Origin of the sequence: Sulfurimonas sp. NWX79 (genome assembly GCF_039667035.1) — a bacterium.
In the GTDB taxonomy this organism is placed as follows: Bacteria; Campylobacterota; Campylobacteria; order Campylobacterales; family Sulfurimonadaceae; genus Sulfurimonas; species Sulfurimonas indica.
The window spans coordinates 15287-28023 of the sequence record NZ_JALCZL010000007.1; the positions used below are offsets into that span (position 1 = coordinate 15287).

Below are 12737 nucleotides of genomic sequence, written 5' to 3' on the forward strand. Positions count from 1 at the left end.
GCCTTTTGTGATTTTATTGATGATAGGATATCAAGAGTTTGCTGAGAAAATGATTTGTAAGAAGAAGTAGCTCACCCAAGAGGTGAGAACTTTTTAGTGGATAAAGATATGTGGAACGATAAGAGGATATTTTTTCATCTTACGGTAGATATGTTTTCTCACTACCTGACGTAGGTCTCCCTCTAAAGTTTTTGGATTGCCGATAAGTCCCGGCTTCATATTAATAAGGAAGTTTTCAATGATATCTTCCATCTCTTTTGCAAAAGCTTTATCTCGTTTATCTGCGACGATACCAAATGTTGTTACCTTTGGCTTATCCATCATTTTAGCAGTCTGTTCACTCACTTGAGCAACAATCATAACGATACCGTCATTTGCAAGTTTTTGACGGTCAAGAATGATATCATCTTCAATTTCATAATTGTTTTGATTATCAATATATGTTTTGCCGGTCTTAACAGTTTTTACTTTTCGCATATATTTTGGTGCAACTTCTATCTGCTCACCATCTGTCATGAGCAGAATATTTCTCTCTGGAACACCGCACATCATGGCAGTCTCTTTATGCTTCATAACATGGTTGTATTCACCGTGAACTGGTAAGAAGAACTTAGGATTTACAAGACGAAGCATTAACTTTTGTTCTTCGATTGAAGCGTGACCTGAAACATGAATATCTTTATCCATTGCTATTTTTGCACCACATTTTTGTAAGTGGTTCAGCATTTGAGATATACTTCCTTCGTTCCCCGGAATAGCACGAGAGGAAAGAACAACCAAGTCATTTGGCTTGATTTTTACATGTCTATGCTCGCCTATACTCATTCTAAAAAGTGCCGAGTTTGCTTCACCCTGTGAACCTGTTGTAACAATAAGAATCTCTTTGTCATTCATACGTGAGACTTCATCCGCATCAATAAAGATATTTTTTGGAAAACGGATATAGTCATACTGCAGTGCAACTTCAATGTTTCTCTCCATTGAACGACCAATGACACATACTTTACGTCCATATTTAATACCATACTGAATAGCCTGATAAACACGGTGAATATTTGAACTGAACGTTGAAAGGATTACTCGCCCTTCAGCCTTAGAAAATACACGATCAAGTGCAGGAGCAACACTTAACTCTGATGGAGTAGGGTTCGGGTTGTGTGAGTTTGTAGAATCACTCAGTAAACAAAGTACTCCTTTATCTCCATAATATGCCAAACGATGCAAATCTGCCGTATAGCCATCAACTGGTGTATGGTCTATTTTGAAATCACCTGTATGAATGATCGTTCCTGCTTCTGTTGTAATGGCAATAGATGACGAATCTAAAATAGAGTGTGTCATATGCATCCACTCAATTTCAAAATCATTTCCTATTTTATAAATTTCACGTTTTTGTACCGGGCAGAAATATTTTCTATGCTCTTTTAGATGATGCTCATCAAACTTATTGCCTATCATTGCAAGTGGAAGCGGTGTTCCATAGATCGGAAACTGCATCTCTCTAAAGAGGTATGGTACTGCACCGATGTGGTCTTCGTGAGCATGCGTAATGATAATACCGACGATTTTATCTTTAATCTCACGGATATATGAAAAATCAGGGATTAAAATATCTACACCGTGCATCTCATCATCTGGAAAACTCATTCCTACATCGATAAGGATTGCCTCTTTTTCTGTCTCAAATACAGCAATATTTCCACCGATTTCACCGAGTCCACCGAGTGGTGTAATACGTACTTTTGCTTTAGAATTCAGATCTAGTTTATAATGTGGGTTAAGTCTTTGCTTATGAGCTTCTTGATTTTTAACAACAAATGATTTTAACTGCTCATCAATAGGGGCAGGACCTCTTTTGTGACGATTACGGTTTTTGTTACGATTGTTGGATTTGTTTTGATTGCTGTTTGCATTGTTCTTATCGCCAGAGTTTCTGTTTTGATTATTTGGTCTGCGATTGTTGTTTCTTCTGTTATTTGGTTTGCGGTCTGTTTGAGGTTTGCTCTGCTGAGCTACCTCTTGTTTCTCTTCTGCCATCCAAACTCCTTTTATTTATATCATTTTATAGAGTTGGTGATAGTCCTTCGTGCTAACTTGATGAGGGCGAATCGTCAATGTAAGATCTAGCTCTTTAAAAGCCTCTTGCAGCTTTGCCTTCTCATACTTAGAAGAGAGATTTTTCATTAAAGTTTTTCGAGGCTGCGTAAATGCAACTCTAAGCATATCCTCGAACGCTTTATCACTTCTATCTCTACTCTTTTGTATGAGAAAAACAGCAGAGTCTATTTTAGGCTGTGGATCAAATGCAGTTGGTGGAACTTTTGTGACAATTTTTGCCTCTCCCACACTTTGAGCAATAATGCCCAAAGAACCAAATACTTTCTCTCCACTTGTCGCACAAAACTTCTCTGCTACTTCAAGCTGTACCATTACAAGTATATTTTTACACATTGGATCTGCGAGTGCTTTGAGTATGATGTTCGTAGCTATATAGTAAGGCAGGTTTGCCACTAAGTCATACGGCTCATCTATCAAAGTATTCTTCCAAGCTTCTAAAACATCCCCACAATGTAAGTGGAGTCGCTTGGTAATGATCTCTTCTTCAAATGTATTTTGTAACAGTTTACATAAATCGGTATCTACCTCAAAAGCTTCTACACTTTTGACATCAACTAAAAATTTAGTTAAATCACCTAAGCCAGGTCCAATCTCTACGACTTTATTGTCATTCTTGGGCATCGCTTCGACGATTTTTCTTAAAACGGACTCATCTTTTAGAAAGTTTTGTCCAAACTTCTTCTTTGCTACAACACTTTCTCTATTCATAAAAGCTAGTCTATACTAAAAATACTTATAAAAAGGTAACAAAGCAAAGAAATTGCATAATTTCTTTACATTTTCATGACAGAATCTATCTTTTCTTGTGCGACAGCTTCTAGTCGTCTCTCTAAACGCTCTACCTCTCTAACAAACTCTTTGGCATCATTTTCCATAGATCGCAAAAGATTATCTACTGCGTTTTTCTCTTCTTCACTTAACTCTTGTCGCTTCGCACCTAAGAGCTTAGAAAAGAAACCTGCTTTTTTCTCTTCTGCAAAATAGATATGATAAATCCCAAGATATTTCTTATGTAGCTGCTCATGGAGCACTTCAATATTTTTCATGCACTCCAACGGATTGTTTGATAATCTTTTGAGCTTCTGACCCTCATTATAAAACCATTTGCCAAATTCGCTCTCTTTTGCTTTTACAGGAGGTATCCCGGTGTCATTTTTGGTTCCGGCAATTAGATTTTTTACCCTGTCAATCCATTGTAAATCAGAAAGCTTCGCTTTTTGTAATTTCTCAATAATTTCTTCTTTTTTCATTTCATTCATTTCATTAAAAATTATTATACATTATAGTATGTACTATATTAAACAACTATAAACTCAAAAAAAAATGTTTCACGTGAAACCCGTTAAGAAAACAATAATTTCTTATCGTTTTTAGGGTTGGAACCACAGACGATGTCCAAAGGACCGCTGAGGACTGTCTGAACATGAAAGGAAAAAACCACAGATGATCTCTGAAAGATCGCTAAAGACTATTTCAAAGGAGTAAGAGTACAAAATAACATCTAAAGACAAACCATTAAACCCAGCTACAGCAACTTTAAGTATAATTGCACTATATTATAAAGATAGAGAAAGATATGAAAAACTACTTTGCTAAAAGAATAATCCCTTGTTTAGATGTAAAAGATGGGCGCGTTGTAAAAGGTGTGAATTTTGTTGGACTGAAAGATGCAGGTGATCCTGTTGAAGTTGCGCGCCGATATAATGAAGAGGGCGCTGATGAACTTACTTTTTTAGATATCACTGCTTCATCTGACAATCGCGATACTATTGTAGATATTGTCGCACGAGTAGCACGTGAGATATTCATTCCTCTTACTGTTGGTGGTGGTATTCGCAAACTTGAGGATATCTACAAGCTTTTAAATGTAGGTTGTGACAAAGTCAGTGTAAACTCAGCGGCTATCAAACGCCCAGAGCTCATAGATGAAGGAGCAAAACGTTTTGGCTCTCAGTGTATTGTCACTGCTATTGATGTAAAACGTAATGAAAAAGGTTCTTACAATGTCTACCTTAACGGTGGACGAGTTGACACCGGTATTGATGCACTAGAGTGGGCGAAAGAAGTAGTAGAACGTGGCAGTGGTGAAATACTCCTTACCTCTATGGATGCAGACGGTACTAAGGCTGGTTTCGAGCTAAATATCACTGAACAAATTTCCAAAGCTGTCAATGTACCTGTAATAGCGAGTGGCGGAGCAGGGACTATGGAGCATATAAAAGAGGCTTTTGAACATGGTGCAGATGCTGCACTTGCTGCTTCGATCTTTCACTATAAAGAGATAGATATTATGGATCTCAAACACTATCTGCATGACAACCATATTCCAGTAAGGCTGTAAAAGATGATAATCTGTGCGGGAAATTCTGAAAACTTCTCTTTTGCAACACCTATGGGAGTGGGACTTATTGAGACTGCCATGAACCTCACAAGGCTCTGTTTGTTTGACAAACCGGAGTTTTTACTCTTTGTAGGTACAGCCGGTTCGTATGGAGAAGCTAAGATATTTGACATCATCGAGAGTAAAACTGCTACAAACATCGAACTTGCATTTTTAAATAAAGATGCATACACACCTTTGGAAAACGTTATCTCTACAAATCTAACAGATAAAAAGGATATTATTGTTAACTCTTCTAATTATATCTCGACAAATGAATCGCTAACAAAAAAGTTTTTGAACTTTGGAGTAGGTATTGAAAATATGGAATTTTTCTCTGTTCTAGCAGTTGCCAAAGAGTTTGACATTCCAGCCGGTGGCGTTTTTTGTATAACAAATTATACAAACCAAGATGCACATACAGACTTTCTCAAAAACCATGACAAGGCAAAAGAGTTATTAGAAAAGCATGTCAAAAGAAGAATCAAGGAACTTACATCACGATGAACCAACTCAAACCTTCCCTGCTTGACTTTACACTCAAGGAGCTAACACAACTTGTAAAACCATCTTTTCGTGCAAAACAGATCTATGGTTGGCTCTATCATCAATATACCGATAGTTATGATGCAATGAAAAATATTCCAAAAGCTATGAAAGAAGAATTGAGTCAAAAGTATCTTGTCAACCCTATGAAAATCATTCGAAAAGAAGTAGCAAGTGATGGAACAATAAAGTATCTTTTTGAACTCCAGGATGGTAAAACAGTAGAAGCAGTTTGGTTAAAAATGAAAGATGAAATCCATGAAGATGGAAAACTTGTCCAAGAAGCAAAATATACCATCTGTGTCTCTACACAAGTAGGGTGTAAAGTAGGTTGTTCATTTTGTCTAACAGCAAAGGGTGGTTTTACCAGAGACTTGAGTGCTGGAGAGATTGTAGGGCAGGTAGTAGCTCTCAAACGTGATAACAAACACAAACACAATCGTAAAATCAACATTGTCTATATGGGAATGGGTGAACCACTTGATAATCTTGAAAATCTCGCAAAGGCTATAGAGATTTTTAAAAAAGAAGAGGGTCTTGCCATCTCAGGAAAAAGACAAACCGTTAGTACAAGTGGACTGAGCAATAAAATAGATCAGCTCGGTGCAATGGATTTAGGCGTTCACATTGCCATATCACTTCATGCAGTTGATGATGAACTCCGAACAGAGCTTATTCCAATGAACAAAGCTCATAACATTGACTCTATCATAGAAGCTGTAAAACGCTTTCCGATTGACACACGTAAACGTGTGATGTTTGAATATCTTGTTATTAAAAACAAAAATGATGACCTAGGAAGTGCGAAGAAGCTTGTAAAGCTCCTCTCAGGTATCAAAGCAAAAGTAAACCTTATCTACTTTAACCCTTATCCTGGAACGCCGTATGAGCGTCCAAGTTATGAAGATATGTTTGCATTTCAAGAGTATCTGGTCAAACATGGTCTTTTAGCTACGATTCGTGATTCAAAAGGCATAGATATCTCAGCAGCATGTGGTCAACTCAAAGAGAAAACTGAAGGTGAACTATAAATAAAGACCAATAAACAGATGGCAAACAATTTGAGGAGTATAATTTCCCAAAATTATCAAGGAAAATTATGAGTGGTGTAGATATTAGTGAAATTATTTTACTTGTTGTTGTGTTTGCCGTTGGCGTAGGTGGATTTATCTGGGCAGCGACAAAAGAAGACTAACAGTTTTTCGCATATAGAAGTAGCGTAATCATTTTGCAACAGAGTCATGCTATAATCTATCTATGATTTCAATCAAATTCAAATCAAAGGTATGTAATGTCTCAAAAAACAGATGCAGATAGAATAAAAGAGATTTATAAACTGACAAAAGGCCACTTTGGTGATGTACAATTTGTTGGTGTCAAATATCATAATAAAATCGGTTGGATAGCAAAAGCACAGTTGGGTGACAGCTTTGAAAATCTTACGGCTGATGGTACAACAAGTACTGAAGCACTTAAAAAATTAAGAAATCGTGTAAAGAAGATCATTAAAAGATATAATGCAGTATAAAAAGTGACGACCAACACACCAGGGAGGTCGTCTATGAGTGTAATAATACCCTACTAATCTTAAAAAAATCCATCCTTTCTATGAATTACTAAAAACTTAATTTTATTCTCTTAAATAAAATTATAATGCTAAAAAAATTACAAAATTTTTCTAAAATGTGTATTATTCACACAGTGTTCTAACTTGTGAATATCATATTGTATTTTTTCAAATAAATTACTAAATTTTTTTCTTTTTTAAGAAATTATTTATATAAATAATAACTGAAAGTAACATTACAAATTTCTTCAGAACTCTCTAAAGCCCTATTTTTAGGGATTCTTAATTCAGTGAAAAAAAATCACTCATAAAGAGCATAATTTTTATTATTTATATAAAAAGTTATTCACATTGATGCCTAAAAACTGAGCAATTAGTCACGCATATAGATATTATTTAGAGCTATTTCTTTAAAATCAATATTGCTTTTTATATGATACTTCTTACCATAAAGCTCAAACTCCAATTCGCTGGCATGCAGAAGCAGTCTTTGTGAACCAGTATTGTCTACTCTCTCCTTTATAGATAGCTCTCTATCTAAAAACCGTACAATATCCTCTTCTTTTTGTCCGTAAATTGGATCACCAACAATCGGATGTTTCACGTGAAACAGATGGACCCTTATTTGATGTTGTCTACCTGTATGTGGTTTACATGCTACTAAAGTTACGTTATATTCAGGAAAATACTCTATGGGTTGAAAATCAGTCATGGAGGGTTTACCACTTTCATGAACTTTAACAACCATGCGAACAATAGCACTCTCATCAACAGCTCTTAGAAGTGGAGCCTCTACACACAACTCCTTCTCAAACTTTCCATGTACTAAAGCCAGATATGTTTTTTGCATATCTCGTTCTTGAAACATCATCTTTATATCACGTTCACTCTCTTTATTTTTTGCACATAAAACCAAGCCACTCGTCTCTTGATCGATTCTGTGTGCAATATTTGCATCTTTACCAAACTGATATTTTAATTCATCAATAAGAGAGTAGGGAGTATTTCTATTTTGTGGGTGAATAAGTACACCACTTGGTTTATCAAAAACAACAAAATACTCTTCTTCATAAGTAGGTTTGAGTCCTTTTGTAATTGGTTCAAAATAGATAAACTCAAATGCACCTTCTATATCAGCTCCAGCTTTTGTAAGCGGTTCACCATTTATCAGTAATCTTCCTTTTGCAATTAATCGTTGTGCTTCTTTTTGTGTATAGCCCAGTTCTCTCATTAAATAGAGAAAAGCTCTCTGTTTTTTTTCTACATAAAATTTTCTTTTTACAAACGGCAAAAGGGGTCCTTATAGATTTAATTACTATATTATGAATATTTGAGTAAAATGTCATACTTATATTAAAGCGAATTTTAGCACAATACAGTGCTTAATGAAAAAGGGTAATAATGGTAGATAGATATGCACGTGAAGAGATGGCTTCAAAGTGGACATACCAAGCAAAATATCAAGCTTGGCTGGATGTAGAAAAAGCAGTAGTAAAAGCTTGGGCAAAACTTGGAAAGATTCCACAGGAAGATGCAGACAAAATTGTTAAGAATGCAAAGTTTGATATCAAGCGTATTGATGAGATCGAAGCAGTAACACGTCATGATTTGATTGCATTTACAACTTCAGTTGCAGAGAGTCTTGGTGAAGAGAGCAGATGGTTTCACTATGGTATGACAAGTTCTGATACAATTGACACAGCAGTTGCACTTCAGATGAAAGATTCTCTTGCATTAATCATTGAAGATGTAAAGATGTTGATGGAGTCAATCAAAAAACGTGCAATGGAGCATAAGATGACTCTTATGGTTGGACGTTCTCACGGTATTCATGGTGAGCCGATTACATTTGGACTTGTACTTGCTGTTTGGTATGATGAGATGGCTCGTCACTTAGAGAATTTAGAGCAAACTATGGATGTTATCGCTGTTGGTCAAGTAAGTGGTGCTATGGGAAATTTTGCTCACGCTCCACTAGAGCTTGAAGAGTATACTTGTGAAGAACTGGGTCTTAAACCAGCACCTGCATCAAATCAGGTAATCCAACGTGATAGATATGCTCATCTAGCAACTGCACTGGCTTTAATGGCAAGTTCAATTGAGAAGTTTGCTGTTCAGGTTCGTCATTGGCAAAGAACAGAAGTTTATGAGTGTGAAGAGTATTTTGCAAAAGGGCAAAAAGGTTCTTCTGCAATGCCACACAAACGTAATCCTATTCTTACAGAGAACATTACAGGTCTTGCTCGTATGATTCGTGCTTATGCAAATCCTGCAATGGAAAATGTTGCACTTTGGCATGAACGTGATATCTCTCACTCATCAACTGAGCGTTTCTGGTTACCGGATGCATTTGTAACATCAGACTTTATGCTCCACCGTATGAACAATGTTATAGCAAATCTCACAGTCTATCCTGAAAATATGATGAAAAACCTTAACCTCACAGGTGGACTTGTCTTCTCTCAACGTGTACTTCTTGAACTTCCACTACAGGGTGTCTCACGTGAGGATGCATATAAAATCGTACAAAGAAATGCTATGAAAGTTTGGGAAGAGATTCAACAGGGTCGTCCAACTACAAATGAAAAAGGAGAGTCACTCTACCTTAACCATCTTTTAGCAGATGAAGAGCTTCGCAGTAAACTCTCTGAAGAACAGATTCGTGAATGTTTCAACTATGACTACTATACGAAAAATGTAGATGCCATCTTCAAAAGAGTTTTTAAATAGTAAGGAATTAGTGAGTTTTTACAGATGTAAAAACTCCTAGTTTCCCAAACTTTTCCCTTATTTTAACTATTAGTTTTTCTTATACTTTTCAAGACGTAACAAATCGTTAAAACTTTCCAAATTATTTTGTAACTTTAATAATTCTCACTACAAACATTAGTTAAAATCAACTACCTAAATAAACAATATTTTGTAATTTTTTATATAACTGTTTTTTAAAATATTTATGTAAAAAATTCTTTATATGGTCAGGAAGAAAATTTATGATTACAGTGATTAAAAGAAACGGTAGAACAGAGCCCCTAGATATCTCCAAAATACAAAAATATACCTCTGCAGCAGTAAAAGACTTAACAAACGTTAGTCAAAGTGAACTTGAAGTTGACGCACAGATTCACTTCCGTGACGGTATAACATCCAAAGAGATTCAAGAGACACTCATTAAAACTGCTGTTGACAAGATCGATATTGATGCGCCTAACTGGACCTTTGTTGCATCACGTCTTTTCCTCTTCAATCTTTATCATCAAGTAAACGGTTTTACAGGGTATTGCTCATTGGAGAAGTATTTTGAGCGAGGTGAGAAAGAGGGACGTATCCTTTTAGGACTTCGTGATATGTACGACCTTGAAGAGCTTGAGAAGCACATCAAACCTGAACGTGACTTGCAGTTTAACTATCTTGGCATTAAAACACTTTATGACCGTTATCTTATCAAAGACAGAAATGGTGATCCGATAGAACTGCCTCAGCATATGTTTATGGCAATCGCAATGTTCTTAGCACAACGTGAAGAGAAAAAAGAAGAATGGGCTATCAAGTTCTATAACATGATAAGTAAATTTGAAGTGATGCTCGCTACTCCAACACTCTCAAATGCAAGAACAGCAAGACACCAGCTAAGCTCTTGTTACATCGGTTCAACTCCGGATAATATCGAAGGGATCTTTGATGCTTACAAAGAGATGGCAATGCTCTCTAAATTTGGTGGAGGAATCGGTTGGGACTGGACGCAGGTTCGCTCAATGGGAAGCTTTATTGATGGGCATAAAAATGCAGCAGGTGGAACGATTCCGTTCTTAAAGATAACAAATGACATCGCCATTGCTGTTGACCAGCTTGGAACACGCAAGGGTGCCATCGCGGTTTACCTTGAACCATGGCATATAGATATCAATGACTTTTTGGACCTGAAGAAAAACTCCGGTGAAGAGCGTCGTCGTGCGCATGACCTCTTTCCTGCAATGTGGCTCAATGATATATTTATGCAAAGAGTTCAAGAAGATGGCATCTGGACACTCTTTGATCCTTATGATGTACGTGAACTTACGAACCTTTATGGAGAAGAATTTAACAAACGTTATTTGGAATTAGAACAGGATGAGACACTTATAAAAGAGCGTGTCAAAGCAAAAGATCTTTGGAAAAAGATTCTTACATCTTATTTTGAGACAGGTTCGCCATTCTTATGTTTTAAAGATAATGCAAACCGTGCAAACCCAAATGATCACTTTGGTGTTATTCGCAGTTCTAACCTCTGTACAGAGATCTTCCAAAACACAGAGCCTAACCATTATCGTATCAAGTTTATCTTTGAAAACGGTGATAGCATCAGCTATGAAGAAGATGAGATGGTAACTGTTGACAGTGGTATAACAAAACCGGCTAAAAAGGTTACTGCACTTGATTCTCTTGGCGGTATGCCAATCTTTGTTGTTGAGAAAGAGAAAATTGACGGAGCTACTGCTGTTTGTAATCTCGCTTCTATTAATCTCTCACGTATCAATACAAAAGAGGATATCGACCGTATTGTTCCAACAGCTATTAGATGTTTGGACAATGTGATTGATCTTAACTTCTACCCTGTTGAGAAAGTAAAACGTACTAACATGCGAAGCCGTTCAATCGGACTTGGTGTTATGGGTGAAGCACAAATGTTAGCAGAAGCCGGTATTTCATGGGGGAGCCAAGAGCACTTTGACAAGATAGATGAAGTGATGGAGTCTGTTTGTTATAACGCTATCAAAGCTTCCTCTGATTTGGCAGTTGAAAAAGGTAGCTATCCTGAGTTTGAAGGAAGTAAGTGGAGTCGAGGAATCTTCCCTCAAGACCATGCAAATGCAGATGTTATCAATCTTGTTGACCGTGGTGGTCTATTTGCTTCAACCTATGAGTGGGATGAACTTCGCGCACGTGTGAAAAAACAGGGTATGAGAAACGGTTATTTAATGGCCGTTGCACCAACTTCGTCTATCTCAATTCTTACAGGTACGACACAGGCGATTGAGCCAGTATTTAAACGTAAATGGTTTGAAGAGAACTTATCTGGTCTTATCCCTGTTGTTGTTCCTAAACTCTCTCCTGAGACATGGAGCTACTATACGCCTGCGTATGATTTAAACCAGACTGTACTTATCAAAGCTGCAGCAATTCGTCAAAAATGGATAGACCAAGGACAATCGCTCAACATCTTTATCACACTTGATAAAGCAAGTGGACGCTATTTAAATGAAATCTATATGCTTGCATGGAAACTCGGTCTTAAATCTACCTACTATCTCAGAAGTCAATCTCCGGAGATGGCAAATGATGTTGAAGACAGATCAATGGAGTGTGTAGGTTGTCAATAGAATGAAACCTCTTCATAATTCAGAAATAACTAAATTTTTAGAACGATTTGACGATTTTAAAGAGAGTGAAATACACTCTTTAAAAATTATATCACCGACAGAAATAGAAATAACACTTACAGCACAGGACAAAGCACGTGCATATGATTGGTTAACACTGAGCATACTCTTTAGTGGTGTCAATGATGCTAAACTGATAGATGAGAGTAAACTTGCCTATATTGATCTAGATGATGGAGTGAGCATTATAAAAGAAGGAAACAATTTTGCTTTTGCTTTGGGGCGTTATCAGAATATTTCTTCATTAAAAGATGCGCAACTCTACATCATAAGTCAAAATATCAAGTATAATGAAGGTGCATTTTAAAAGGAAAAACAATGAGTTACAAAGTAAAAGGTGAGATCTTAGGATTTCAAGATACAAAAGAGGTGGAAATCAATGAAATAGATCCTCTTTTTTCAACAATGTTAGATAGTAAAAATGAAAATATCTCTTTCACTTTGATCAATCCTTTTCTATTGAGAGATTACAGTATTGATATACCTCTTGATGTAAAAGAACTACTTGAGATTGATGAAGATTCTCAACTAGGTGTTTACAATATTTTAATCATTCAAAAACCTTTAGAAAAATCAGTGATCAACTTTTTAGCTCCAATCGTTATAAACCTTGATAAAAAAGTTTTAGCACAGGTTATACTTGACCCTAAAAAGCACCCTGATTATGGTATGGCAGAGACCATAGAATCATTTAAAGAAAAATAGA

The 12737-nt window shown here is 36.4% G+C and carries 12 protein-coding genes; 8 read left to right on the forward strand and 4 right to left on the reverse strand.

The features are described 5' to 3' along the window. Nucleotides 1-93: 93 nt before the first annotated feature. From MNY27_RS04530 to MNY27_RS04540, 3 genes are all read right to left on the reverse strand, one after another. The gene (locus tag MNY27_RS04530) at nucleotides 94-2037 is read right to left on the reverse strand and encodes a ribonuclease J (protein WP_152183086.1); all 1944 of its coding nucleotides are present in this window, start codon (nucleotides 2035-2037) and stop codon (nucleotides 94-96) included. A 15-nt stretch (nucleotides 2038-2052) separates the two neighbouring features. Further along, nucleotides 2053-2826 (reverse strand): 16S rRNA (adenine(1518)-N(6)/adenine(1519)-N(6))-dimethyltransferase RsmA, encoded by a 774-nt coding sequence (gene rsmA / locus MNY27_RS04535; protein WP_152183087.1) that lies wholly within the window; start codon nucleotides 2824-2826, stop codon nucleotides 2053-2055. A 65-nt stretch (nucleotides 2827-2891) separates the two neighbouring features. Next, a complete protein-coding gene (locus MNY27_RS04540; protein WP_346391922.1) occupies nucleotides 2892-3368 on the reverse strand; it encodes a CZB domain-containing protein in 477 nt (158 codons plus the stop codon). 326 nt (nucleotides 3369-3694) lie between these two features. Between MNY27_RS04540 and hisF the strand changes: the two genes are divergently transcribed. From hisF to MNY27_RS04560, 4 genes are all read left to right on the forward strand, one after another. Further along, on the forward strand, nucleotides 3695-4459 hold the full coding sequence (gene hisF / locus MNY27_RS04545; RefSeq protein ID WP_152183089.1) for an imidazole glycerol phosphate synthase subunit HisF: 765 nt from the start codon (nucleotides 3695-3697) through the stop codon (nucleotides 4457-4459). 3 nt (nucleotides 4460-4462) lie between these two features. Further along, complete coding sequence (locus tag MNY27_RS04550) at nucleotides 4463-5005, forward strand: purine-nucleoside phosphorylase (protein ID WP_346391923.1); 543 nt, start codon at nucleotides 4463-4465, stop codon at nucleotides 5003-5005. Beyond that, nucleotides 5002-6075 (forward strand): 23S rRNA (adenine(2503)-C(2))-methyltransferase RlmN, encoded by a 1074-nt coding sequence (rlmN, locus tag MNY27_RS04555; RefSeq protein ID WP_152183091.1) that lies wholly within the window; start codon nucleotides 5002-5004, stop codon nucleotides 6073-6075. The genes MNY27_RS04550 and rlmN overlap by 4 nt, the downstream gene beginning before the upstream one ends. A gap of 260 nt (nucleotides 6076-6335) precedes the next feature. Next, a complete protein-coding gene (locus MNY27_RS04560; RefSeq protein ID WP_152183092.1) occupies nucleotides 6336-6572 on the forward strand; it encodes a hypothetical protein in 237 nt (78 codons plus the stop codon). Between the two features lie 412 nt (nucleotides 6573-6984). Here the strand turns inward: MNY27_RS04560 and MNY27_RS04565 are convergent, their stop codons facing one another. Further along, nucleotides 6985-7902 (reverse strand): RluA family pseudouridine synthase, encoded by a 918-nt coding sequence (locus tag MNY27_RS04565; protein ID WP_152183093.1) that lies wholly within the window; start codon nucleotides 7900-7902, stop codon nucleotides 6985-6987. A gap of 110 nt (nucleotides 7903-8012) precedes the next feature. Between MNY27_RS04565 and purB the strand changes: the two genes are divergently transcribed. From purB to fliW, 4 genes are all read left to right on the forward strand, one after another. Next, on the forward strand, nucleotides 8013-9341 hold the full coding sequence (purB, locus tag MNY27_RS04570; protein WP_152183094.1) for an adenylosuccinate lyase: 1329 nt from the start codon (nucleotides 8013-8015) through the stop codon (nucleotides 9339-9341). Nucleotides 9342-9604: 263 nt separating this feature from the next. After that, nucleotides 9605-11971 (forward strand): ribonucleoside-diphosphate reductase subunit alpha, encoded by a 2367-nt coding sequence (locus MNY27_RS04575; RefSeq protein WP_152183095.1) that lies wholly within the window; start codon nucleotides 9605-9607, stop codon nucleotides 11969-11971. 1 nt (nucleotide 11972) lies between these two features. Next, nucleotides 11973-12338 (forward strand): hypothetical protein, encoded by a 366-nt coding sequence (locus tag MNY27_RS04580; RefSeq protein ID WP_152183096.1) that lies wholly within the window; start codon nucleotides 11973-11975, stop codon nucleotides 12336-12338. Nucleotides 12339-12349: 11 nt separating this feature from the next. Then, nucleotides 12350-12736: a flagellar assembly protein FliW gene (fliW, locus tag MNY27_RS04585; RefSeq protein ID WP_152183097.1), complete on the forward strand. Its 387-nt coding sequence runs from the start codon at nucleotides 12350-12352 to the stop codon at nucleotides 12734-12736. Nucleotide 12737: the final 1 nt, after the last annotated feature.

Excerpts from the sequence above, each read along its gene's own strand:
- MNY27_RS04580 (WP_152183096.1), top strand. The coding sequence starts at position 11,973 with ATGAAACCTCTTCATAATTCAGAAATAACTAAATTTTTAGAACGATTT.
- MNY27_RS04530 (WP_152183086.1), bottom strand. The coding sequence starts at position 2,037 with ATGGCAGAAGAGAAACAAGAGGTAGCTCAGCAGAGCAAACCTCAAACA.
- rlmN (WP_152183091.1), top strand. The coding sequence starts at position 5,002 with ATGAACCAACTCAAACCTTCCCTGCTTGACTTTACACTCAAGGAGCTA.
- MNY27_RS04550 (WP_346391923.1), top strand. The coding sequence starts at position 4,463 with ATGATAATCTGTGCGGGAAATTCTGAAAACTTCTCTTTTGCAACACCT.
- fliW (WP_152183097.1), top strand. The coding sequence starts at position 12,350 with ATGAGTTACAAAGTAAAAGGTGAGATCTTAGGATTTCAAGATACAAAA.
- MNY27_RS04540 (WP_346391922.1), bottom strand. The coding sequence starts at position 3,368 with ATGAAAAAAGAAGAAATTATTGAGAAATTACAAAAAGCGAAGCTTTCT.
- purB (WP_152183094.1), top strand. The coding sequence starts at position 8,013 with ATGGTAGATAGATATGCACGTGAAGAGATGGCTTCAAAGTGGACATAC.
- MNY27_RS04575 (WP_152183095.1), top strand. The coding sequence starts at position 9,605 with ATGATTACAGTGATTAAAAGAAACGGTAGAACAGAGCCCCTAGATATC.
- hisF (WP_152183089.1), top strand. The coding sequence starts at position 3,695 with ATGAAAAACTACTTTGCTAAAAGAATAATCCCTTGTTTAGATGTAAAA.
- rsmA (WP_152183087.1), bottom strand. The coding sequence starts at position 2,826 with ATGAATAGAGAAAGTGTTGTAGCAAAGAAGAAGTTTGGACAAAACTTT.
- MNY27_RS04560 (WP_152183092.1), top strand. The coding sequence starts at position 6,336 with ATGTCTCAAAAAACAGATGCAGATAGAATAAAAGAGATTTATAAACTG.